Raw genomic sequence first — 22,218 nt, 5'->3', positions numbered from 1 at the left:
TAGATTATTTTTAATTCATCAAGCACTTCACCACATTGAAATGCTTTAAAATGCGTTTGATCAAGTAAAATCTAGATCAAACGCATTTATTTTTTTAAATTTTTAGCGTGTTAAATAGTTTATGAAACCAGTCATCGCACTTATTGGACGTCCTAATGTTGGGAAATCCACGCTTTTTAACCAAATCACCAAAAGTCGTGATGCTTTGGTTGCGGACTTTGCAGGCTTAACACGTGACCGTAAATATGGCGATGCAAGCTATCAAAACAAATCATTTATCGTGGTTGATACTGGCGGTATCGGTGAAAGCGAAAATGGTATTGATGCGTACATGGCAGAGCAGTCACAAACAGCAATCAATGAAGCAGATATTGTTTTATTTGTCGTTGATGCTCGTGCGGGCTTGCTTGCATCTGATGAGCAAGTGGCAAGAGAGTTACGTACTTTAGGCAAAAAAGTTTATCTCGTTGCCAATAAAGTCGATGGTACACATGCCGAAGCCGCTGTTGCAGAATTCTATAAGCTAGGGCTCGGTGAACCAATCCAAGTGGCAGCGAGTCATGGGCGTGGTATTGCCCAAATGCTCGAAGATGTCTTGGTCGATGTACCTGAAGATGAAAATCCTGAAGAGCTTGATAAGCAGACAGGGCTTCGCTTGGCGATGATCGGTCGTCCAAATGTGGGTAAATCGACTTTGGTCAACCGCTTACTTGGCGAAGAGCGTGTGGTGGTCTTTGATATGCCGGGGACGACACGTGATTCGATCTATATTCCTTTTGAGCGCAACGAACGTCAATATACCTTGATTGATACCGCAGGTGTCCGCCGTAAAGGGAAAGTCGATGAGTCGATTGAAAAATTCTCGATCGTCAAAACCTTGCAAGCGATCAAAGATGCGCATGTCGTTGTGATCGTGATTGATGCAAGAGAAGGTATCGTCGAACAAGACTTGCACCTCATTGGCTATGCGCTGGAGGCAGGTCGAGCGATGGTGATTGCCATTAATAAATGGGATGGCATGAGCGAATATGAGCGTAAGCAAGTCAAGATGGACGTTGAGCGTCGTTTTGATTTTATTCCATGGGCGAAGATTCATCTGATTTCTGCTTTACATGGCACTGGTGTTGGCGATCTATATCCGTCAATTCATCGTGCCTACGAGTCTGCAAATCTCAAAGTCAGTCCTGCAAAACTTACGCAAATCTTGAATGATGCAACCGATCAACATCAACCGCCACAGGTACAAGGTCGCCGTATCAAAATGCGCTATGCGCATATGGGTGGACAAAATCCGCCAACGATTGTCATTCATGGGAATAAAGTGGATAAAACCCCTGCGGACTATCGTCGTTATTTGGAAAATGTGTTCCGTCGTGTCTATAAACTCGAAGGTACACCAGTACGAATTGACTTCAAGACTTCTGCGAATCCATTTGAAGGACGTAAGTCGCAACTCGATGAGCGGACTGCGGCACGTCGTCGTCGCTATGTCCAAAAGTTTAAAAAGGCTGAGAAAAAGTACAAGCGTTAAAATCGTATTCATAGATAATTGATCATTAGACCAAGCTTTTGCTTGGTTTTTCATTTTCGATTTATTTTATTTCGAGATGTTTTCTACAGCTTGTACATGTTCCCGAATTGTTCATAATAAAAGCGTTATCTTGATCTTTTTGATCAATTGTACCCAATGGCATATTTGTTATTTCGCCATTGGCACAAGATTTTAAAACACGTAATCTAAGCATCAATGAAGAATATGTTGATGAATATTGCTTAGGTTTATAAAACAAAATATAACCAATTCGTCAGCACAATGAGATAAAGCAAGGCAATGATATGAGTGTGTATATCCCACAAAGTCGTCTAATAAAATCTACAGCGCAGCAGTTTCTCTTTTCTGCAAGGCTCGATGCAAACTTAAAAGCATTTGCAGGACATTTTCCAAATTGCCCAGTATTTCCAGGTGTGGCACAAATTGCCATGGTTAAAGCGATTGTCGATGAACATTTTGCCAATTTCACAGATTTAGATCGTATTGAGCAATTGCGTTTTCAGGGTTTTATTTTCCCTGAGCAAGATATTTTTATTCAGATCGAACCACAAGATCATAGTATTCAGTTTAAAGTGACTAATGCGATGCAAGAGCCACTGGCAAGCGGTCGAATGGTGTTTAAAACACAACTTACCACACAGCAACGTATTCAAAATACAGTTGAAACTTCGCATGAATTAATGCACTAATTCACTTCCCATACCCATACACAACATTAGAAAGACATTTGCATCAGTTTTTAGGTTTATTGATTATGAGTAAAGACACAGGTTTAGTATTTGATCCCAAGAAGGTTGCACAGCTTCCACAACATGCTGAATATTATATTCCGCATCGTGCGCCGATGCTGTTATTGGATCAATTGGTCACGGTGACAGAAAAAGGCTGTATCGCTAAGCTCAAGATCACAGAGCAACTTCCTTTTATGCAAGTGGAAGGTTTGCCAAGTTGGGTGGGTATAGAGATCATGGCGCAGACCATTGCCATGTATGGTGGTGTCGAACAACGACTGAATGGTAATGAACCGAAATTGGGCTTTTTACTTGGTGCAAAGAAATTTGATATGGCACAGGAATTTTTTACTATCGGTGAACAACTGACTGTTGAGATTCAACTGAGCTTTTTAAACCGTCAAAAGATCGGTATGTTTGAATGTAAAATTACCACTGAGAAAGGTATTTCGACGGCATCTTTATTGGTTGCACAGCCTGATGATACCTCAAGTGTCTTGCCGATGTAGCCATGCTTTTATTTTTAGGAGCATATGGTTTTACAATCATCATAAAAGCATGAGCGTGTAGCCATCGCAGTGAAGTTATAGAGTTTCACGCTTTCAATTTTCCAAACTAAATTTTCTTATTCAGCTTAGTCGTGTATCTTTTATCTTAAGTATGAGTGCGTCCAGTGCGCACTTAGGATAAACTGTTTATCATTTCTCCCCAATTCATGCAGAGATTTTTACTGTGTCGAATCATGATGATGCGCAGTTAGCACAGCTTAGCTCAACGCATTCTACCCCAACGATTTCTACCAAAATCAGTCCACGTTTAGTGTGGTTGGGCTTTAGACAGCTCTTGCCAATTTCGTTCTTCGTGGTGCTATTTGGCTGTGCTTTTGGTTTAGCTGCGGTACAAGCGCAGTTGAGCAACCCAGAAATCGTTTCCATGAGTGCTTTGGTCTTTGCAGGTGCATCGCAGTTTGCAGTGTTGGATATGATTCAAGGTACGGCGATTCCACTCGTTCCACTGATCATTACCGTATTTTTTATTAATGCACGGCATATCTTGATGGGTGCGGCGCTTTATCCGTGGCTACGCCAGCTCAATCCAGTGAAGCGTTATAGCATTTTACTGCTACTCACCGATGCCAACTGGGCATATGCACAGCAAGCTTTTCAAAACAAAATGTCGGGTTATGGCTTGCTCATTGGTGGCGGTATTGCGCTGTGGTTGACGTGGCTGTTGGGGACTGTGCTTGGTATGTATCTCGGCGGTATCGTTGCGCATCCTGAACGATGGGGCTTAGATATGGTCATGGCGTGTTTTTTACTATCAATGGCCACAGGTGGTAAGCAAGACATTCGCATGATGACGATTTGGGCTGTGGTATTTTGTGCTTCGATTTTGGCGTATTTGTATTTACCAAAGAACATGCACGTCTTGCTGGCAAGTTGTATTGGTGGTGTGATTGGGATGTTGTGGAAGGAAAACACCACTCAGGACGACCCTACTATAAATAAACATAGCGAGGCGCAAGATTAATCATGTTATCCATTTTGCAAACCTCAAATATGACTGTGGTCATCGTGATTATGGCAATCGTGACACTGGCAACCCGATGGGGTGGCGTATTTATCATGTCATACATTCCACTGAGTGATCGGGTACAGCGTTTTATTCAGGCAATGTCGGCATCGGTATTTATTGCCTTAATTGCACCGATCATGTTAGAAACGGATACGGCAGGGCGTTTGGCGTTGATCACGACTTTTGTATTGATGCTTGCGTTGAAGATGCCGATTGTTGCAATGAGTTTAGGTATTCTTGTTGCAGCGATGAGTCGGCAGTTTTTCTTTTAAAACTTTGCCAAACCGATAAATAAATAGACAGCTTCCCATGATTTATTTACACGTGCAGTCCTTAGATCACATTGTTGGCGAAGCGCCTACAATGGCACGTCGTCACATGGATGAATCACAACGTGCAGAGTTGCGTTTGTATCAAACAAGCTTGATTGCACAAGTGACAGGGCATACCACTGAGCATTTGCAGATCGAAGTCAACGATTTCGGCAAGCCGATTTTAAAAATTCCAAATCAATTTCAGTTTAATCAATCGCATAGTCAGCAGAGCTATGCGATGGCGATTAGCGATGAGATTGCGAATATTGGGGTGGATATTGAGGATTTAAATCGTCAAGTACGCTTTGAAGCCTTAGCCAGACATGCTTTTCACCCTGACGAGTTAAGAGTGTGGCAAGCTTTAAATGATGACCGAGCCTTTTGGTTTAAAGTGTGGACGATCAAAGAAGCGGTACTGAAAGCGCATGGTATGGGGATTCGTTTATCTTTAAATACGCTGAATACTCATGCTCATCCGACATGGGATTTTGGCGTGGTCGAGCATGAATTGTTAGGCAGTTTTTATTATCAAAATATTGTCATGCCTAATGCGATGTTGACGGTGGCTTATCCATCAAATTCCATTCAAACGATTCAATGGTTTTAAATCGTACTTTCATCCATATTTATTCATCCATAGTTATCATACCTGATTCAGTCAGTTGTTTTAAGCGTGCAATATCTAAAATATGAATACTTTTAAACTCACGTTTAATGATCTGCGCATCTTCTAGCTCATGTAGTAATCCATTAATCCGTTGTCGTGATAGCGATAACATCATGCCGAGACGTTCTTGTGAGAGTTCGATCTGCTTGTTTTGAATAACATTCGTATCATCGTAGCTGAGCAGAATCATCAGTAAACGACGAGCAAGGCGTTGCTGTAGAGAGCCGTGTTGTAGGACTTCAATATCTTGTAATAATGGACGAATTTTCTGACTCAGTAGCAGTGCAATTGAGCGCCAGCATTCAGGGTATTGCGTTAAAAAATTCAGTAATGCGTTTTTTGGTAGATGTAATAGTGTTGTGGTTTGAGAGGCAATGGCATCATGGGTGCGTGGCTTGCCATCAATCAATGAAATTTCCCCAAACCACAGGTTGGTTTCAGCGATGAGCATGAGTGATTCATGGCCTTCGGCATCACTAAAACCAAGCTGAATCGCACCGTTTAAAATCGCATAAATCCCATCATCCACAGCCCCTCGATAGAACAGCACCTGTCCTTTTTCAAGGTGAACGGTTTTGTGCTGTGTCAGAATAAATTGCTGAAAGTTCTCTGACAGTGAGGCATACCACGCATTTGCGCAAAGTTGTTGATGGAGTGATTCAGTCATGCAGTTCCTTTGCCTTTTCTGATGTGCTTGATTTGTCATCAAACTGACAAATGCACATAGTGTAAAACTTTATACTTATTAGATATTCGACGGTGTCTATTCACTAGGAAGATCTGATTATGGATAAATTAACACAAAACCTCAGCCAGTATGGTGCTTATCACCTGAGCCAAAAAAATGTTGCGACGCATATCGTTGGCATTCCACTTATCGTTGCGTCAATTATTTTACTGTGTGCACGTTGGCAATGGACAGTGGCAGGCATTGATATGAATTTTGCGCAGGTGTTGATTGTGGTGAGCTCGATCTATTATCTGCGTTTGGATCGGATCATGGGTATGATCATGTTTGTGGTTTTGATGGCGATGGCATTTTTGATTCAGCCTTTAGCAGGTGCATCACTATGGGTATGGTTGGGTAGCGCGATCGGATTATTTGTTGTGGGTTGGGTATTTCAATTCATTGGTCATGCCTATGAAAAAATGAAACCTGCATTTTTTGATGATCTCAAAGGCTTGTTGATTGGTCCGATCTTTGTATTGGCGGAGATTATGTTTAAGTTGGGCTATCGTCCAAATTTGGAAAAAGAAGTGACTGCGCAGGCGGTACAGTTGCGTCGTCAGCTCAATGCGACCGCAAAACAAACAGCTTAAAAGCAAGATTGGAAAAGATAGATTCATTATGAAAAACATCAAGTCTGTAGAAAATTTGGATCAGTTTAAGCAATATTTATTGGCGCAAAATGGCAAAATCGTGCAAACCCAGCATTGGACGATGGCACAAATTTGCGAGCACTGTGCGCAGACGATTTATTGCTCGATGCAGGGTTATCCATCACTTAAGCCGTTATGGTTTAGACGTAGTATTGGTGCATTGATTTTAAAAATATTTTTTGTGCGAGCAAAGATGAAACATAATCTGCAAGCGCCATTGGTTGGTGCAAAGCCGATTGAAATAGGGCAGTCTGCTTTTGAGGTGCTGTTAGAGAGTATTGATCAATTCCAAGCCTATCAAGGTGAACTTCAACCTCACTTTATCTTTGGGCAGATGAATCATGCAGATTATGATCGTTATTTTACTTTGCATCTTAAAGATCATTTTTCTGAAGTGAAGTTTTCTTAAGCTTTCTATTCAAAGTAATTTATTCAAAATCATTTTTCATCAAGCGCAAAAAAAACAGCACCTCAGTGCTGTTTTTTTATGAATGAAGGAAGTCAAAAATTATGGAATTTCGACTTCGTCTTCTTCAAACTCTGGCTTGATTTGCACAATAAAGTCTTGGCGGTTTAAGCCACGCCAAAGCGCAAATGCAGTCCCAATATAGATCGACGAGTATGTGCCCACGACCACACCAATAAACATGGCAACAGAGAACCAATGCAAGCCATCACCACCGAGGAACATCATTGCAACCACGACCAACATCAAGGTGAGGGAAGTGTGCATGGTACGGCGTAGCGTTTCGGTCAATGAAATATTGACGATCTCACGTGGTGTCGCTTCACGAATCTTACGGAAGTTCTCACGGATACGATCCGATACCACGATGTTATCGTTCAAAGAGAAACCGATGATCGCAAGGATTGCTGCCAATACCGTCAAATCAAACGGCCATTGGAAGAATGCGAAGAAACCAAGAATGATGATAATGTCATGGAATAATGACAACACTGCACCAATCGCAAGCTTAAACTCAAAGCGAATCGTCACGTAGATCAGCATCAATACCATGGCAAGCGCCACAGCACCCGCAGAGCGTACATAAAGCTCATTACCAAGCTGTGAACCGACAGAGTCAACTTTGAGCACAGACACGGTATTATTCGGTATTGTCGCTGCTTTTTGGATCTGACCTGCAAGGTTTTCTACGCTACCTTCTTGAGGTGGCATACGAACCAACATGTCACGCTCACTACCTAAAGTTTGCACAACAGGATCAGCATAGCCATTTGCCTCCAATGCTTTGACTACTTCAGCTTGGGTGGCAGGTTGGCTATAATTCAGCTCGGCAGAGATACCGCCTGTGAAGTCCAAACCGAGGTTTAGACCTTTAGTTACCACAAAGAAAATACTGGCAATAGTCAGTAAGATCGAGAGGATCGCCATTGGTTTGGCGATCTTCATAAAGTCGATGACTTTCTCATCATCTGGGCGACCATACTGCTTATCATTACTTAGATCATCATAGAGATCATTGTTTTGATCGTCATTTGGTTTTTGAGTCATTTCAGTCGTCATGAGATACTCCTTAAATGCTCAGTTTGTGTAGATTACGGCGTTTGCCATAAATGATTTGTACGATGGCACGAGTGACCGTGATCGCAGTAAACATTGAGCAAACAATACCAATCATCAAGGTCACGGCAAAGCCTTTGATCGGACCAGAACCAATTGCGAATAGAATCAATGCCACGATAAATGTGGTCAAGTTCGAGTCGAAAATGGTGTTATAGGCACGATCATAACCTGCCACAATGGCTTGTTTGGGCGATGCGCCCCACCTGATCTCTTCTCGTATTCGCTCACAGATCAAGACGTTGGCATCGACTGCCATACCGATGGTGATAACGATACCCGCAATACCCGGTAAGGTCAGTGCAGAGCCCATCAAGGACATGATTGCCAAAATCATTGCGAGGTTCAATACCAATGCAAAGTTGGCAATCAAACCGAATAGACGGAAGAACACCACCATCCAAATCGCCACCAGTAAGAAACCGATTTGTGTCGACATCAAGCCTTTATCAATATTGTCTTGACCAAGACTTGGACCAACCACGCGTTCTTCAACGAAATACATTGGCGCTGCCAAAGCACCTGCACGAAGCATCAAAGCAAGTTCAGCAGCTTCTTGTGGTGAATCAAGCCCTGTAATACGGAACTGAGAGCCAAGTACAGCTTGGATCGTTGCTGCATTGATAATGACTGATTCAGTATATGGTGTGCGGACTTCGGTTTGTGTGCCTGTTTCAGGATCGGGAACATAGCTAATGCGTTGTTTATTTTCAATAAACAATACAGCCATACGTTTGCCCACAGCATTACGTGTTGCCCCTGCCATCAGCTTGCCACCAGCGCTATCCAAAGTAATATTTACTTCGGCACCGCCTGAGTCTTGACTCATACCAGAACGTGCATCTTGAACACGCTCACCTGTCAAGATACGTTGGCGTTGCAACAGTAATTGCTTGCCACTGTCTAAGCTTTCATAGGCGAATAGCTCAGTACCTGCAGGAATGCTTTGACCATTGTGTTGCTGTGTATATGGGTCAATGACTTGATCGTTCTGATCAGCCACCAGACGGAATTCTAAGTTTGCAGTACGACCGAGGACACGTTTTGCTTCTGCGGTATCTTGCACACCTGGTAGATCGACGACAATACGATTGCTACCCTGACGTTGTACCAAAGCTTCTGCCACACCGAGTTCGTTAATACGATTACGTAGCGTGGTTAAGTTTTGCTCAACCGCATAGGTTTCGATCTCTTGGCGTTTGGTATCGCTATATTGCAGTTTCAGTACACTACCTTCAGAGGTCGCAAGTGCTTGCTGTGCATACTCATTACCATTACTGCGTAAGAAATCCATCGCTTTATTGCGATCTTCATTGTCCGCAAAGCGAACAGTGATGACATTGTCTGCAAGGCTGAGCTGATTGAAGTTGATTTTGTTTTCACGGAACTGACGGCGTAGTTCAGTCGTAGATGTTTCCATCCGCTGAGTAATCGCCTTTTCCATATCCACTTCAAGCAAGAAGTGCACACCACCACGCAAGTCCAAACCAAGCTTCATTGGTTTTGCACCAAGCTTTTGCAACCAAGCAGGTGTGGTTGGTGCAAGGTTTAACGCCACAACATATTCATCACCTAGACTACGACGTAGCACTTCTTGTGCTTTGAGCTGTGTTTCAGCCTTGTCGTCTGCCATACGCAACAGCGCAGCATTATTGGTGAAAGTATTGTCATGAGTGGCAATATTGGCTTGCTGAAGTGCTTCTTCAGCACGCTTGATAATCGAGTCATCGATTTGCATACCTGCTTTAGAGCCTGAGATTTGCACCGCATGTTCATCTGGGTACAAACTTGGCAAAGCGTAAATGGTACTTAAAGCAATGACAATGAGTATTAGCACATATTTCCATGCAGGATATCGCATTGTCTTTCTTCTTTAATTGGGCTTTTTATTGAAGCGTATAACGCTTTTAAAACAGCTTTTTTAAAAAACTGATGTCGTGATTTACACATTCATGCTCTGAGTACGTGATCACGACATCATTCGGATTATAAATTATTCAAAGTCCCTTCAGGCAATACTGAGATCACCGAAGCACGTTGGATTTTGATTTGATTCGATGGGTTAAGCTCAATCACAGCATATTCGCCATCAATTTTCACCACACGACCCATCAATCCGCCTGCAAACACGACTTCGCTGCCTTCAGTAAGGCTTTCGACCAATGTGCGATGCTCTTTCATACGTTTCGACTGTGGACGAATCAACAAAAAGTAGAAAATCGCAATCATGACCACGATCATGATCAAAGACATGTATGGGCTGCCTTGTTGTGCACCTTGTGCAGCGTGAGCAGTGGAAATCAATAAACTCATGGTTTTTCCTAACAGTTAAATTCAGCAAATTTGCTGTAAAAATGACTAAAATCTTAGCTCTGCAATGTACCTTGTATTGCGGTTTAGCGCAAATTTTCCAAGTTGATCTTGTGTTTCCAACATCAATATTTATTCAGCAACGACTGTACATGTAGAATTATGCAGAATTGTGAATAGATGAAGTCAATCATGGGGACATTCAGGTAGTTCTAAACCCCGACGCTGATAAAAATCTTCGACAAAGGCATCAAAAGTCCCTGCGTCAAGTGCATCTCGGATGCCTTGCATCAGACGTTGATAGTAACGCAGGTTATGAATTGTCCCGAGCATTGCACCAAGCATCTCGCCACATTTTTCCAAATGGAATAAATAGGCACGAGTAAAGTTCTTACAGGTATAGCAATCACAATGCGGATCAAGTGGTTGCTGATCGTGGCGATATTGGCTGTTGCGAATCCGTACCACGCCATCAGTAACAAAATAATGCGCATTCCGTGCGTTACGTGTCGGCATCACGCAATCGAACATATCCACGCCACGGCGAACTGCTTCGACGATATCTTCTGGTTTGCCGACACCCATCAAATAACGTGGTTTGTCCGCAGGCATTTTTGCAGGGAGATAATCTAGCACTTTGATCATTTCATCTTTTGGCTCACCCACCGATAAACCGCCGATCGCATAACCATCAAAGTCTATTTCTAATAACCCTTGCAAGGACTCATCACGCAAATCTTCATACATACCGCCCTGAATGATGCCAAATAGCGCATTTGGATTGCCATTTTCAGTATGTGCAGTTTTACAGCGTTTTGCCCAACGCAGCGACAATTGCAATGAATCCTGCGCTTGTTTATGCGTTGCAGGGTATGGCGTACATTCATCGAAGATCATCACGATGTCTGAATTTAAGACACGTTGAATTTCCATTGAAATTTCAGGAGAGAGAAATACTTTTGAACCGTCAATCGGTGAACGGAAGGTGACGCCTTCTTCTTTGATTTTGCGCATTTCCCCCAAGCTAAACACTTGAAAACCGCCTGAATCGGTGAGAATTGGTTTGTCCCATTTCACAAACTCATGCAATCCGCCGTGCTCTTTGATCACCTCCAAACCTGGGCGCAGATAAAGGTGAAAGGTATTACCTAAAATAATATGTGCGCCGATGTCTTCGATGTCACGAGGCAACATGCCTTTGACCGTGCCGTATGTACCAACTGGCATAAAAGCAGGCGTTTCCACCTGACCGTGATTGAGCGTCAATCGTGCACGGCGGGCACGACCTGATTGGTTTAACTTTTCAAATTTCATAAAAATCCTAAGCCATTTTCATAGCTGTGTTTGCAAGGCAAGAGCGAATAAACAGTTCGCTGGATAGGGCGTTATTGTCTTAGATTTTGTGGGAAAGTGCTAGGGCTGTTATTTGAATGCTTCGAATGAGTGTATTCGAATTTGCATTTTTCACCTAAACTTCATCTTCAGTTCACCTAATCACACCATTTTCATTGCACACTAGACCAAGTTCATCAATCAGTTGAAAATAAGCGCATGAAAAAAATACTTCTGTTTAGTTTGGCGGTGATTGCTTTATTCGGAATCTTGAACGCCAAGACTTTGGCAAAGTTTTTACCGAGTGCAGAAGAACAGAAAACCACTGTGCAATCTGTGGATTGGTCAGCGGTGCAGATTGATCGTGTCGAAGTCTATAAATCCAAGCGACTGTTACAGGTTTTAGACGATGGCAAAGTGATCAAAACCTATAAAATGCGACTAGGTTTTGCACCAACAGGACATAAAACCACCGAAGGCGATGGCAAAACCCCAGAAGGGCAATATGTGCTGGATTGGCGCAATCCGAATAGCCAATTTTATAAATCACTGCACATCTCTTATCCCAATGCAGACGATCTTGCACAAGCTAAAACTCGTGGCGTGAGCGCAGGCGGTGATGTGATGATTCACGGATCAGCGAAAAATCTCGGTGGGTCGGCAGGTCAACCTTTGTATGGTTACATGCCAAAATCAGATTGGACATGGGGGTGTATTGCAGTGTCCAATCAGGATATGGATGAGCTATGGCAAAATGTCAAAGATGGCACAGAGATTGAGATTTTTCCGTGATGTTTTAGAGGTGGACTATTGTTGATCACTGTTATTTTTTATAAATCTTTTCATAACCTTTCGGGCGTGTTTTAAAGCGACGATGAAACCACATCCATTGCGTTGGCGCACGGCGCAGTTGCATTTCTAATAATTCATTGACTCGGGTCGCATCAGCCACTTCATCATTGGTCGGATAATTCTCTAGCTCAGGCTCGATGATGATTTGATATTTTGGATCTGCTTCTCCGATTCGATAAAAATGCACCGACAACACTTTGGCTTTACTGACTTTCACCAAACGACGCTGCGCCGTGACCGATGCCGCAGGCACACCAAAAAACGGTGCCATCACGCCTTGCTTTAAGCCAAAATCTTGATCAGGTGAATACCAAATAATGCGCCCATCTTTCAAGCGACGAATCAAAAAACGAATATCATCATGATCGATCTGTTCACCGTAAATTGGCTCACGAGCCCGATAAATCAGCCAATCTAAAAATGGATTATTTTGCGGGCGATAGACCACATCAGGGTTAAAATACAGACTGCAAATATAACCACCTGCATCGAGCAAGGTGCTATGTGAACCCAGTAAAATAATCCCACTACCATCAGCTTGGGCGTGTTGTAATGCCTCTAAACCTTGAATCTGCACACGTCCTTTAAACCAACTTGGCTTGTACCACGCATTCAAGGTTTCAAACACTCCAAGCATCATATCGACGAAGACTTGCTTGGCTTGTTGTTCGACTTCGGCTGGTGACCATTCAGGAAAGCAAACTTCAAGATTGCGAATCGTGGTGACACGACGAGACTTCAAACTTTTCCAAGATAAGTTTGCAAGCACATACGCCAATTGCCGCTGAATAGACCACGGCAAAATGGTGAGAAACATGAGAAATGTCAGCCCAATCCAAATGCCCCAATATTGAGGCAGTAGGAAAGACCATTGAAATTCGGGACGTGCAGCAGTGTGTTGTTGCATTGAAACTTAAGCTAAATAGTTGTCAATCGGCAAGTTTAACTGAAATCACTGATTTAAACAGCCCACTACGCTATCTTAAGGACAGTTTGCTTTTTGCCATGCTTTGCGTACGCTACTGTCGGTTTGACTGAGATCAAAAGTGCTTGGCAATTCTGCATTGCTATTGCTTTTTTTCTGACCTCGCATAGACAGTGATTTGAGTAGCGTTTGCAGTTGATTGCGTGATTGCGTTGCATCGCTCCCTGTGATTGGGCTGCTCAGCTGTACCACGTAGGCATAGCCATAGCGACTCAAGATGGCAAGATCAATATTGTGGCTTTCACTGTTTAGGCGTGAAAAAACCGCATCACCAAGTAACACTTTTTCAGTGTTGCTATCGCTTGCAGTCGCCTGATAGGTCGCTTCATATTGCGCCAAAATCTGTGGACTGATTTCTTCGAGCGTACTGTTTAGCGTACTGCCGAGTTTTGCATTATTGTTGAGATTTAAAGTGTCGATACGCACTTGTTGGCTAAGCTGATCAACGATGTCTAGGCTCGTACCCTCAACACTACAAAACTCATTGAGCTTTAGCTCGCCACGAAGCACTGTTGAGCCAAGATCGAAGTCATAGCTTTGTGCAGCACCGTGATAGACTTTTTGTGTTAAAAACTGTGGGGCGTTTGGTCCTTTGGTTGAATGGCACGCACTCAAGCCCACGCAACACCCTAATGCAATCCATGCGATTGGTTTCATGGGGATTTCATTCTCCTTAGAGTTGGCTCTCCAAAGCCGTCCAACGCTCTAATTTTTCCAATAGCTGTTCTTCTATTTCCGCCAAACGAGTGGCAGCTTGCGAGGCTTGATCAGGTTCATTGATGAACCAAGCGCCATCGGCAAGTTTATCTTCCAAAGTTTTTTGTTCAACTTCAAGCGCTGCAATTAACTCTGGCAATTGTTCTAACTCTCGTTGATCTTTATAACTTAATTTTGCTTTTTTCGGTAGCTTTTGTGCAGTATTTTCGACAGATGCATTTTTGCTGTCTGCTTTATCTGATTTGTTGCTTGATTTTTCCTGTTGCGAGAGTCCTTTGGCATCTAGGCGTTCACGTTGCACAAGATAGTCTTGGTAGCCACCGATATATTCCTGAATGCCACCTTTGCCATCGAATACCCATGTCGAGGTCACGACATTGTCCATAAAGGCACGATCATGGCTGATCAGCAGTAATGTGCCTTTGTACTCGGCAAGCATTTCTTCTAAGAGCTCCAAGGTCACCATATCGAGGTCGTTGGTCGGCTCATCCATGACGATGAGGTTGGATGGTTTAAGTAGTAATTTTGCCAAAAGCACACGGTTACGCTCACCACCAGATAAGGCTTTGACAGGTGTGCGGGCACGTTCAGGCGCAAATAGGAAGTCTTGTAAGTAACTCAAAATATGACGACGATTACCATTCACATCGACAAAGTCTGAGCCTTCACTGACATTGTCAGCCACAGATTTTTCCAAATCGAGTTGATTGCGTAATTGATCAAAATAGGCAATTTCCAATTGTGTGCCGACTTTCACTGTACCTTGATGCGGAATATCACCGAGAATGGCTTTGATCAGCGTGGTTTTTCCGACACCATTATCACCGACCAAACCGATACGATCGCCACGCATGACAATGCTTGAGAAATCATTGATCAGTGGTTGCTCATCGTAGCTCACAGCAAGATGTTCAATTTCAAACACCAATTTGCCTGATCGAGATGCCTCTTGTACACCCATATTGACTTTGCCTTGTTGAAAGCGACGTGCTTTGGATTCTTCACGTAAGGCTTTTAGGGCACGCACACGACCTTCATTACGGGTACGACGTGCTTTGATACCTTGACGAATCCATGCTTCTTCTTCTGCTAGACGCTTGTCAAATAAGGCATTTTGCTTTTCTTCCGCATCGAGTTGTTCAGCTTTGAGCTCAAGATAACGTGCGTAGTTGCCTTCAAAACTGCGTAGCATGCCACGATCAAGTTCGACAATACGAGTCGCCAAACGATCGACAAAAGAACGGTCATGCGAAATAAATAGTAAAGTTAAATTCGGTTGATCAAGTAAGAATTGTTCAAGCCATTCAATGCTTTCTACATCTAGGTGGTTGGTCGGTTCATCGAGCAAAAGTACATCAGGTTGGGTGAGTAGCGCACGCGCGAGGAGTACACGGCGTTTACGACCGCCAGACAGTTCGGCAAGATCGGCTTGCGGATCAAGTCCCATCTTGGCAAGAATGGTATTGACTTGATTCTCTAAAGCCCAACCATCGAGTTGATCGAGCTGATGTTGAAGCTCGCCCATACGATCACAAGCATCCATATCACCTGCAACACAAGCATTGCTTGCTTCATGGTATTGACGCAGTACATCGGCTGCTTTGCCTGCACCTTCGGCAACGATATCGGCAACTAAGCCTGAACTCATCGGAACATCTTGCGCAAGCATGGAGATACGTACACCATTTTGAATAGCGATCTCACCTGTGTCAGGTTGTAATGTGCCGTCGATAAGTTTCAGCAGTGTTGATTTGCCTTCGCCATTGCGACCAATTAAACACACACGCTCGCCACGTTCTAGCGTAAAATGAGCACCATCGAGTAGGGCTGGACCACCAAATGCCAAGTGAACATCTCTTAAAGTAATGTAAGCCATACCAAACCCATTTGCGTGTTGAAAAAAATCGTAATAGAAAATGTAGGAGAATCCAATGTCAAAACAGCCATCCCAAGATGACTATGCGACATTTTCCCAAGTCGTCGAAGATTTGCAAGTCAGAATTGCATTTTTAGATGAATTAGTTGATCAGTTGAACGATCAAGTGGCGAAACAGAACAGTGAAATCGTCGATTTGAATAAAAAAATGCAAATGCTCTATCAACGTGTCGAAGCATCGGACATGTCGGAGGGTGTTGCGCCATTCGATCCATTGACCAATCGACCGCCGCATTATTAATGCACTATATTCATAATCATTGATGCACTCTCAATAAGTGTTTTACATGAGAATATTTGCACGATCACAACTTCTTCGGCGCATGAGTGAAAATTTTAAACCTAAACCCTATTAATGAATCAGCCCTGAAATGTTCAGGGCTAAGTCTCAGAAATGTTTAGGTTTTTATTCGTAACTTAAGCGAATTACCATGCCTTTTCCAAAATACCCATCAAATCATCGAGATTGGCTTCTTTTGGATTGTAGATAATCGAACCGTCATCGAGGGCTTTTTTCGCTACTTCGATCAGCTGTTCTTTTTTAACCTTACCAGTTTCTTGCAAAGTACGTGGCAACTTAGTTTTGCTATGCAACTCATCACGCATACCACGAATCACTGAAATTGCTTTAGCAGCACGTTGATCAGCAGGTGTGTGCGCATACACTTCAGGACCTGCAAGAGGCAACAAGAGATCTGCAATCTTGTCGCCATTGACGTCTTGGTTGTATTCCAACACGTATGGCAAGAACAGATTCATACACAAGCCATGTGGCAAGTGCGCAACAGCACCAAGTGCATGACCGAGTGAATGAACCACACCAACCATTGAGTTCGAGAACGCAATACCCGCCATCGTTGAAGCTTGAGCAAGTTCTAGACGACCTTGCGCATCTTCAGGACTTTCTAAGACTTTAAATAAGTTTTGGCTGACTTTCTTAATTGCAGCTGTTGCATAAGCATCACTAATCGGATTCGCAGCCAAACACGTATAGGCTTCAACAGCGTGCGTCAACGCATCCATCGCAGTCATTGCGGTTAAATGCGGTGGTAAAGTTTGCGTCATACGTGGATCAAGAATCGCCGCATGTGGCATCAAATAATACGATGCAAAAGGCAATTTCACATTTTTTTCAGTGTCCGATACCACGGCGACCATAGTCACTTCTGAGCCTGTCCCAGAAGTCGTTGGAATCACGAAGAATGGTTTGAGTGGCTTAGGTAAGTTGTGCGCACCTGAGTATTTCAGGAGATCATCACCGCCCTCAGAAACCAAAATATTGGTCGCTTTCGCCGTATCAATCACTGAACCACCACCAATGGCTAAAATCGCATCGCAACCATTGTCACGGTACATTTTTGCCACGTCACGTACAGTCTGCAAACTACTGTCTGGTGGAACATTATCAAAGATCGCAGCGATCTTCGCATCTGCCTCGCTAAAGGCTGATTCGATTGGCGTAAGCAAGCCATTCGCACGAACGCCTTTATCGGTAATGATTAGTGGCTTTTTTGCACCCAAAGTCGCAAGTTCAAAGGGAATATGCTCTAGCGCAGCATTACCTGCAATCACTTTGACAGGACAGAAAAATTCGTAATATGGTTTAGCCATTATGCAGTTCCTTTAAAATATGACTGAGCAACTTTCAGATAAATATTCGCTGCACCAGTCAGCTTGTCTTTTAATGTTAAATTCTTTGGATATTCTTTCACTGCCAAGTCGGCAATGACTTTTGGCAAGATCAGCGCTTCCATTTTGTTCAGGCAACGTACCAAGCGGATCGCATAAGAGATTTCACCATCTGCCACCATGCGGTCATTGGCAAAAGCTTGTGCTGTGCCTTCTTGGAATGAAAAGACCAAAAAGGCATGGCTGATATGCTTAAAGGTAATGGTCAGATCTGGTTTTTCCTGTGGGTTTTTTACAAGGCTTAAACGATGTTGATCATCAACACGCGCCACGAACTGTGGGCCATTTGGGAAGACTTTCATTGAAAAAGTAAAATTGGCAGGAAAGCCTGCAATCTCAGATTTCACTTCATGATCGACTTGGCTCGCCATCACTAATCCACGTCCGATGACATCCATCATCAGCTTGACATAGCCTTTTTGTAATTGAGGTTTGACGTCTTTGCTATTGATCACATGCAGTTCCTTGTCAAAGATTATGTTTGTTTAGAGTAATTACTCTAAATGATTTTGACAAGAACGCAAGTGTTATTGATCAGCTTCTATCAAAATATTTGCAAATATCTGTTTTTCAGTGATGAATTGCTGACATTTTTGATATAAATCTTCAAAAGAAGGCACTGTGTCTAGTAGATCAGAAAGCCGCACCATCTCTAGCCCTGCATAGCCACATGGATTAATGGTTTGAAAGCCAGTCAGATCACAATCCACATTGAGCGAAAGTCCGTGATAGCTTCGACCACGGCGAATTTTAAAGCCGAGTGAACCGATTTTACGCTCCTCCACATAAACACCAGGTGCATCTTTTTTGGTATAGGCGTCGATGCCATATTGCGCCAAAAGCCAAAGCATCATCTCTTCAGCGAAATTAACCAAATCACGCACATGCCATTTCAAGCGATTGAGATCAAACAAAAAATAAGCAATCAACTGTCCACGACCATGCCATGTGACTTGTCCACCACGATCGCTTTGTACGATAGGAATATCAGAGTGAATCAAGATATGTTCGGGTTTACCTGCTTGACCTTGCGTCAATACATCATGATGTTGCAGTAACCAAAGCTCATCGGGAATATTGGCATCGCTCGTAGCCAAAGCTCGCTGTTCAGTGAAGCTTTTCATTGCTTCAAAGCGTGCGGTGTAATCTTGAAGATCACGAAATGTTCTGACGATAAGCTGAGGCTGATTTTGCATAAACGATATTCTGAAATAATTTTGATCAAATGATAGTTGAATTCCGATGATGCCTATATGCGAAATTGGTCGATATCATCAAAGCACTTTAAGCAATTTAAGCGCTTTATAAGCGTTCGATACCACCATCTGATTTGGGTTTTTCAGATTGCTGTAATTTTTGGAGCTTACGGCGGTAATAGAAAAACTGCAATGTATTGATAATGATCATGATGGCGAGGACAAAAGGTAACATCGAATCGCCACGAAGAATTTTGTCTAAGCCGATAAAATAGGCGAGGATCGCCATGATGATTGGTGTCAGGAATAGGTTGATTTTAGAAGTTTTGACGAGTGCAGTATATTTCTTAATTTGCTCGGCTGAGCTGAGTTCAGGTTGCATTGGGATCAGTTTCCTTGAAGCTCTAAAGCGTCGATTTTGTTGTGGAAATAAAAGTAGGCAGGAATATCGACCATCAGCATGAAGATACACACGATCAAGCCAATATTGATACCGAAAATTTCAATATCACTTAAGAAAATCTTCATAACAATTGCAATCACAATCGCAGCAGCAATCGAAATCTTCATCGCAAGGAGAATGATTTTATATTGTCTGATTTGTTCGGTAGCGTTTGATGTTTTCATGGGTGATCGCATCCGTATTGCTTTAGAAATGATAGATAAAGCAGATAGCTTAGCAAAAAATTGAACAAGTTTGAGCGAGTACAGCGAAATAAAAAACTCCCAACTGATTGGGAGCTTTTTGAACATGGGTTAGACTTTTCTTACAATGCTGTTTTGATATATGGACAAGCTGCCAAGTCTGCATACAAGGCATGGACTTGCTCTAACTCTTCAAAGCGCAACTGTGCTGTGATCGAGTTATATTTGCCTGTACGAGATGGCTGAAATTTCAAAGTCGTTTCATCAAACTCAGGAAAATGCTTGACTAAAATCTCAATTACTGAATTGTTCAGCTCATCGCAAGTTTCTCCAATCAGTTTGATCGGGTAGTCCATCGGGAATACCCAAAGATGCTCTTGTAACTCACGAGAAGGGGTGCGGTCAATCATCATGCCTCTCCTAATTTGATTCAATGTGATGTCTTAGCTTAATTTGGCTTGATTCAAAACGCCTGCAAAAATGCAGGCGTTTCTGATTTATTTCATGGCTTACGATATAGGGCAAATAACTTGAATTTCAAGGGCATTACCACATTCTAGCAAGCAGTCAATTAGTCATTTTCCAAGAACGAACGTAAATGCTCAGAACGAGATGGATGACGTAATTTACGCAATGCTTTGGCTTCGATCTGACGAATACGTTCACGGGTCACGTCAAACTGCTTACCGACTTCTTCCAAAGTATGATCAGTTGGCATGTCGATACCAAAACGCATTTTCAAGACTTTAGCTTCACGTTCTGTGAGGTTCTCAAGCACTTCACGAGTCGCTTCACGTAGACCTTCTGAGGTTGCCGCTTCAACTGGTGAGGTAATGTTTAAGTCCTCAATGAAGTCACCAAGATGCGAATCTTCATCATCACCGATTGGCGTTTCCATCGAAATCGGTTCTTTGGCAATTTTTAGCACTTTACGGATTTTCACTTCATCCATATCCAAGCGTTCGCCGAGTTCTTCTGGCGTTGGCTCACGTCCCATTTCTTGGAGAAGCTGACGTTGTACACGGTTGATCTTGTTAATGGTTTCGATCATGTGTACAGGGATACGAATGGTACGTGCTTGGTCAGCGATCGAACGGGTGATTGCCTGACGAATCCACCATGTCGCATAAGTTGAGAACTTATATCCACGGCGATATTCAAACTTATCCACCGCTTTCATCAAGCCGATGTTACCTTCTTGAATCAAATCAAGGAATTGCAAACCACGGTTGGTATATTTCTTGGCAATCGAGATCACCAAACGTAAGTTGGCTTCAACCATCTCCTTTTTGGCACGGCGAGCTTTGGCTTCACCGATTGCCATACGTTTTGAAATTTCTTTAATTTGTTTTACATTCAAACCAAGCTCAGATTCGATATCACCGATCTTTTGTTGGAATGCCAAGACGTCTGGACGTACTTTATCCAAATAAGGTTTGGTTGCTTCATCCGCTGCATTAAACTGCTCTTCGAACCATGCAATATTTGACTCATTGCCTGGGAAAGAATGACGGAATGCGTCACGGCTCATGCGACCACGACGGATCGAGAAGCGCATGACCTCTTTTTCGCTATGACGGATTTGATCGTGCGTACCACGAATCATTTCTGCAACCAAATCAAATAGACGAGGTGTAAGCTTAAACATCATAAATACAGATGCCATTGCTTCGAGTTGCTTTTGACCCGCTTCACTATGACGACCGTGTTCAGCGAGAACAGCTTTGGTTTCATTCCAAACCGCTTCTAATTCTGCAAACCGCTGTCTTGCGATCTCAGGATCAGGACCAGACTCGCCATCGCTATCGTCAGAATCGTCGTCGTTATCTTCATCGTCTTCATCATCTAGATTGACATCTTTCTTGGTAGACTTTTTATCTGAATCCTCTTCGTCCTCGATCGAATCTTCTTCTGCGATTTCAGGCACTTCTTCTTCAGTTTCAGGATCGAGATAACCTGATAACACATCTGCAAGACGACGTTGAGGTTCTTCTTCTAAGGTTTCTTTATATTCGTTAAGGACGACTTCAACCGTTTTTGGCCAGTAGGCGATCGCATGTAAGACATCACGAATACCATCTTCAATACGTTTGGCGATGCTAATTTCGCCTTCACGCGTCAGCAATTCAACTGTACCCATCTCACGCATGTACATTCGCACAGGGTCAGTGGTGCGACCAGGTTCACTTTCAACCGATGCGAGTACCGCAGCAGCTTCTTCAGCCGCCACATCATCACCTGCATCTGGTGAGTCTTCCATCATCATGTCATCAGATTCAGGTGCACGCTCATGCACAGGAATACCGACATCATTCAACATCTGAATAATGTCTTCGATTTGCTCACTTTCGGTGATGGAGTCTGGGAGATGATCGTTAACTTCTGAATAAGTTAAATAGCCTTGTTCCTTGCCTCGGCTAATCAGTACTGCAATTTGAGAGGTCGTCGGGGATTGCATATCGCTCATCTTGGCTCACTTTCTTTATGTATTGACTCAAAACACATGGGTTTCATCATGTAGACACGTTTGAATCAAAGTAGGTTGAATCAAATGACTGTAAAACAGCGCATCATAGCACAAAAACAAGATAGAAAAATTCTCAGTTGTGAAATTTTATCTTGTTGTGTGAACTGATAATTTGGTTATTAATAAAGTAGATCATTGGGGTGAAACTTTATAATTCAAGTTGTTTTAAATTTGATTGCTGATGAATGGTAGCGCATAGCCTTGATGTCTTGATGTCTTGATGTCTTG

The 22,218-nt window shown here is 42.9% G+C and carries 25 protein-coding genes; 10 read left to right on the top strand and 15 right to left on the bottom strand.

Going from position 1 to position 22,218, the window contains the following annotated elements:
- Positions 1-121 precede the first annotated feature (121 nt).
- From der to ACE3PQ_RS10940, 6 genes are all read left to right on the top strand, one after another.
- Positions 122-1,531 (top strand): ribosome biogenesis GTPase Der, encoded by a 1,410-nt coding sequence (der, locus tag ACE3PQ_RS10965; RefSeq protein ID WP_374297838.1) that lies wholly within the window; start codon positions 122-124, stop codon positions 1,529-1,531.
- A 305-nt stretch (positions 1,532-1,836) separates the two neighbouring features.
- A complete protein-coding gene (locus tag ACE3PQ_RS10960) occupies positions 1,837-2,241 on the top strand; it encodes a hypothetical protein (protein ID WP_374297833.1) in 405 nt (134 codons plus the stop codon).
- Positions 2,242-2,306: 65 nt separating this feature from the next.
- Positions 2,307-2,792: a 3-hydroxylacyl-ACP dehydratase gene (locus ACE3PQ_RS10955; protein ID WP_374297830.1), complete on the top strand. Its 486-nt coding sequence runs from the start codon at positions 2,307-2,309 to the stop codon at positions 2,790-2,792.
- A gap of 223 nt (positions 2,793-3,015) precedes the next feature.
- Complete coding sequence (locus ACE3PQ_RS10950; RefSeq protein WP_374297827.1) at positions 3,016-3,813, top strand: AzlC family ABC transporter permease; 798 nt, start codon at positions 3,016-3,018, stop codon at positions 3,811-3,813.
- A 2-nt stretch (positions 3,814-3,815) separates the two neighbouring features.
- Entirely contained in the window at positions 3,816-4,130 is a 315-nt protein-coding gene (locus ACE3PQ_RS10945; protein WP_374297825.1) for an AzlD family protein, read from the top strand.
- A gap of 37 nt (positions 4,131-4,167) precedes the next feature.
- Positions 4,168-4,779, top strand: coding sequence for a 4'-phosphopantetheinyl transferase superfamily protein (locus ACE3PQ_RS10940; RefSeq protein ID WP_374297823.1), 612 nt, complete (start codon positions 4,168-4,170; stop codon positions 4,777-4,779).
- Between the two features lie 19 nt (positions 4,780-4,798).
- Here ACE3PQ_RS10940 and ACE3PQ_RS10935 read toward each other — a convergent pair whose 3' ends face one another.
- A complete protein-coding gene (locus ACE3PQ_RS10935; protein WP_374297821.1) occupies positions 4,799-5,506 on the bottom strand; it encodes a Crp/Fnr family transcriptional regulator in 708 nt (235 codons plus the stop codon).
- Between the two features lie 119 nt (positions 5,507-5,625).
- On the opposite strand from ACE3PQ_RS10935, the gene ACE3PQ_RS10930 reads away from it, so the two are divergent.
- Together ACE3PQ_RS10930 and ACE3PQ_RS10925 are read left to right on the top strand one after the other, a co-directional pair.
- Entirely contained in the window at positions 5,626-6,159 is a 534-nt protein-coding gene (locus tag ACE3PQ_RS10930) for a DUF962 domain-containing protein (protein ID WP_374297819.1), read from the top strand.
- A gap of 28 nt (positions 6,160-6,187) precedes the next feature.
- Positions 6,188-6,628, top strand: coding sequence for a DUF1569 domain-containing protein (locus ACE3PQ_RS10925; RefSeq protein WP_374297818.1), 441 nt, complete (start codon positions 6,188-6,190; stop codon positions 6,626-6,628).
- A 99-nt stretch (positions 6,629-6,727) separates the two neighbouring features.
- On the opposite strand, the gene secF is transcribed toward ACE3PQ_RS10925, so the two are convergent.
- From secF to tgt, 4 genes are all read right to left on the bottom strand, one after another.
- A complete protein-coding gene (gene secF, locus ACE3PQ_RS10920; RefSeq protein ID WP_374297876.1) occupies positions 6,728-7,732 on the bottom strand; it encodes a protein translocase subunit SecF in 1,005 nt (334 codons plus the stop codon).
- A gap of 22 nt (positions 7,733-7,754) precedes the next feature.
- Positions 7,755-9,662: a protein translocase subunit SecD gene (gene secD, locus ACE3PQ_RS10915; RefSeq protein ID WP_374297817.1), complete on the bottom strand. Its 1,908-nt coding sequence runs from the start codon at positions 9,660-9,662 to the stop codon at positions 7,755-7,757.
- Positions 9,663-9,787: 125 nt separating this feature from the next.
- Complete coding sequence (yajC, locus tag ACE3PQ_RS10910; RefSeq protein ID WP_374297815.1) at positions 9,788-10,114, bottom strand: preprotein translocase subunit YajC; 327 nt, start codon at positions 10,112-10,114, stop codon at positions 9,788-9,790.
- Positions 10,115-10,297: 183 nt separating this feature from the next.
- Complete coding sequence (tgt, locus tag ACE3PQ_RS10905; RefSeq protein ID WP_374297812.1) at positions 10,298-11,425, bottom strand: tRNA guanosine(34) transglycosylase Tgt; 1,128 nt, start codon at positions 11,423-11,425, stop codon at positions 10,298-10,300.
- Between the two features lie 237 nt (positions 11,426-11,662).
- On the opposite strand from tgt, the gene ACE3PQ_RS10900 reads away from it, so the two are divergent.
- On the top strand, positions 11,663-12,235 hold the full coding sequence (locus ACE3PQ_RS10900; RefSeq protein ID WP_374297809.1) for a murein L,D-transpeptidase family protein: 573 nt from the start codon (positions 11,663-11,665) through the stop codon (positions 12,233-12,235).
- A 31-nt stretch (positions 12,236-12,266) separates the two neighbouring features.
- Here ACE3PQ_RS10900 and ACE3PQ_RS10895 read toward each other — a convergent pair whose 3' ends face one another.
- The 3 genes from ACE3PQ_RS10895 to ACE3PQ_RS10885 all read right to left on the bottom strand — a co-directional run bounded on the left by ACE3PQ_RS10895 (position 12,267) and on the right by ACE3PQ_RS10885 (position 15,873).
- A complete protein-coding gene (locus tag ACE3PQ_RS10895) occupies positions 12,267-13,202 on the bottom strand; it encodes a lauroyl acyltransferase (RefSeq protein ID WP_374297807.1) in 936 nt (311 codons plus the stop codon).
- Positions 13,203-13,277: 75 nt separating this feature from the next.
- A complete protein-coding gene (locus ACE3PQ_RS10890) occupies positions 13,278-13,937 on the bottom strand; it encodes a hypothetical protein (RefSeq protein ID WP_374297804.1) in 660 nt (219 codons plus the stop codon).
- A gap of 16 nt (positions 13,938-13,953) precedes the next feature.
- Positions 13,954-15,873, bottom strand: coding sequence for an ATP-binding cassette domain-containing protein (locus ACE3PQ_RS10885; RefSeq protein ID WP_374297800.1), 1,920 nt, complete (start codon positions 15,871-15,873; stop codon positions 13,954-13,956).
- Positions 15,874-15,928: 55 nt separating this feature from the next.
- Between ACE3PQ_RS10885 and ACE3PQ_RS10880 the strand changes: the two genes are divergently transcribed.
- A complete protein-coding gene (locus ACE3PQ_RS10880; protein ID WP_374297796.1) occupies positions 15,929-16,174 on the top strand; it encodes a SlyX family protein in 246 nt (81 codons plus the stop codon).
- A gap of 185 nt (positions 16,175-16,359) precedes the next feature.
- Here the strand turns inward: ACE3PQ_RS10880 and ACE3PQ_RS10875 are convergent, their stop codons facing one another.
- The 7 genes from ACE3PQ_RS10875 to rpoD all read right to left on the bottom strand — a co-directional run bounded on the left by ACE3PQ_RS10875 (position 16,360) and on the right by rpoD (position 21,930).
- Positions 16,360-17,544: an iron-containing alcohol dehydrogenase gene (locus tag ACE3PQ_RS10875; protein WP_374297792.1), complete on the bottom strand. Its 1,185-nt coding sequence runs from the start codon at positions 17,542-17,544 to the stop codon at positions 16,360-16,362.
- Entirely contained in the window at positions 17,544-18,077 is a 534-nt protein-coding gene (locus ACE3PQ_RS10870; RefSeq protein WP_374297789.1) for a hypothetical protein, read from the bottom strand. The genes ACE3PQ_RS10875 and ACE3PQ_RS10870 overlap by 1 nt, the downstream gene beginning before the upstream one ends.
- A 72-nt stretch (positions 18,078-18,149) precedes the next feature.
- Positions 18,150-18,818: a lipoyl(octanoyl) transferase LipB gene (gene lipB, locus ACE3PQ_RS10865; RefSeq protein ID WP_374297786.1), complete on the bottom strand. Its 669-nt coding sequence runs from the start codon at positions 18,816-18,818 to the stop codon at positions 18,150-18,152.
- Positions 18,819-18,924: 106 nt separating this feature from the next.
- Positions 18,925-19,200: a hypothetical protein gene (locus ACE3PQ_RS10860; protein ID WP_374297782.1), complete on the bottom strand. Its 276-nt coding sequence runs from the start codon at positions 19,198-19,200 to the stop codon at positions 18,925-18,927.
- Between the two features lie 5 nt (positions 19,201-19,205).
- On the bottom strand, positions 19,206-19,445 hold the full coding sequence (locus ACE3PQ_RS10855) for a hypothetical protein (protein ID WP_374297778.1): 240 nt from the start codon (positions 19,443-19,445) through the stop codon (positions 19,206-19,208).
- A 140-nt stretch (positions 19,446-19,585) separates the two neighbouring features.
- On the bottom strand, positions 19,586-19,873 hold the full coding sequence (locus ACE3PQ_RS10850) for a YbeD family protein (RefSeq protein ID WP_374297774.1): 288 nt from the start codon (positions 19,871-19,873) through the stop codon (positions 19,586-19,588).
- A gap of 161 nt (positions 19,874-20,034) precedes the next feature.
- Positions 20,035-21,930 carry an RNA polymerase sigma factor RpoD gene (gene rpoD, locus ACE3PQ_RS10845; RefSeq protein ID WP_374297771.1) on the bottom strand — a complete coding sequence of 632 codons (1,896 nt, stop codon included), beginning with the start codon at positions 21,928-21,930 and terminating at the stop codon, positions 20,035-20,037.
- Positions 21,931-22,218 lie beyond the last annotated feature (288 nt).

Origin of the sequence: Acinetobacter sp., from assembly GCF_041911495.1 — a bacterium.
Classification (GTDB): Bacteria; Pseudomonadota; Gammaproteobacteria; order Pseudomonadales; family Moraxellaceae; genus Acinetobacter.
Note: the sequence above shows the minus strand (reverse complement) of the source record. Positions and strands in the feature narration are given on the sequence as shown.

Excerpts from the sequence above, each read along its gene's own strand:
- tgt (WP_374297812.1), bottom strand. The coding sequence starts at position 11,425 with ATGAAATTTGAAAAGTTAAACCAATCAGGTCGTGCCCGCCGTGCACGA.
- ACE3PQ_RS10860 (WP_374297782.1), bottom strand. The coding sequence starts at position 19,200 with ATGCAACCTGAACTCAGCTCAGCCGAGCAAATTAAGAAATATACTGCA.
- der (WP_374297838.1), top strand. The coding sequence starts at position 122 with ATGAAACCAGTCATCGCACTTATTGGACGTCCTAATGTTGGGAAATCC.
- ACE3PQ_RS10935 (WP_374297821.1), bottom strand. The coding sequence starts at position 5,506 with ATGACTGAATCACTCCATCAACAACTTTGCGCAAATGCGTGGTATGCC.
- ACE3PQ_RS10890 (WP_374297804.1), bottom strand. The coding sequence starts at position 13,937 with ATGAAACCAATCGCATGGATTGCATTAGGGTGTTGCGTGGGCTTGAGT.
- ACE3PQ_RS10885 (WP_374297800.1), bottom strand. The coding sequence starts at position 15,873 with ATGGCTTACATTACTTTAAGAGATGTTCACTTGGCATTTGGTGGTCCA.
- ACE3PQ_RS10880 (WP_374297796.1), top strand. The coding sequence starts at position 15,929 with ATGTCAAAACAGCCATCCCAAGATGACTATGCGACATTTTCCCAAGTC.
- rpoD (WP_374297771.1), bottom strand. The coding sequence starts at position 21,930 with ATGAGCGATATGCAATCCCCGACGACCTCTCAAATTGCAGTACTGATT.
- ACE3PQ_RS10960 (WP_374297833.1), top strand. The coding sequence starts at position 1,837 with ATGAGTGTGTATATCCCACAAAGTCGTCTAATAAAATCTACAGCGCAG.
- ACE3PQ_RS10850 (WP_374297774.1), bottom strand. The coding sequence starts at position 19,873 with ATGATTGACCGCACCCCTTCTCGTGAGTTACAAGAGCATCTTTGGGTA.
- ACE3PQ_RS10900 (WP_374297809.1), top strand. The coding sequence starts at position 11,663 with ATGAAAAAAATACTTCTGTTTAGTTTGGCGGTGATTGCTTTATTCGGA.
- ACE3PQ_RS10925 (WP_374297818.1), top strand. The coding sequence starts at position 6,188 with ATGAAAAACATCAAGTCTGTAGAAAATTTGGATCAGTTTAAGCAATAT.
- ACE3PQ_RS10955 (WP_374297830.1), top strand. The coding sequence starts at position 2,307 with ATGAGTAAAGACACAGGTTTAGTATTTGATCCCAAGAAGGTTGCACAG.
- secF (WP_374297876.1), bottom strand. The coding sequence starts at position 7,732 with ATGACTCAAAAACCAAATGACGATCAAAACAATGATCTCTATGATGAT.
- lipB (WP_374297786.1), bottom strand. The coding sequence starts at position 18,818 with ATGCAAAATCAGCCTCAGCTTATCGTCAGAACATTTCGTGATCTTCAA.
- ACE3PQ_RS10875 (WP_374297792.1), bottom strand. The coding sequence starts at position 17,544 with ATGGCTAAACCATATTACGAATTTTTCTGTCCTGTCAAAGTGATTGCA.
- ACE3PQ_RS10940 (WP_374297823.1), top strand. The coding sequence starts at position 4,168 with ATGATTTATTTACACGTGCAGTCCTTAGATCACATTGTTGGCGAAGCG.
- secD (WP_374297817.1), bottom strand. The coding sequence starts at position 9,662 with ATGCGATATCCTGCATGGAAATATGTGCTAATACTCATTGTCATTGCT.
- ACE3PQ_RS10895 (WP_374297807.1), bottom strand. The coding sequence starts at position 13,202 with ATGCAACAACACACTGCTGCACGTCCCGAATTTCAATGGTCTTTCCTA.
- yajC (WP_374297815.1), bottom strand. The coding sequence starts at position 10,114 with ATGAGTTTATTGATTTCCACTGCTCACGCTGCACAAGGTGCACAACAA.
- ACE3PQ_RS10855 (WP_374297778.1), bottom strand. The coding sequence starts at position 19,445 with ATGAAAACATCAAACGCTACCGAACAAATCAGACAATATAAAATCATT.
- ACE3PQ_RS10945 (WP_374297825.1), top strand. The coding sequence starts at position 3,816 with ATGTTATCCATTTTGCAAACCTCAAATATGACTGTGGTCATCGTGATT.
- ACE3PQ_RS10930 (WP_374297819.1), top strand. The coding sequence starts at position 5,626 with ATGGATAAATTAACACAAAACCTCAGCCAGTATGGTGCTTATCACCTG.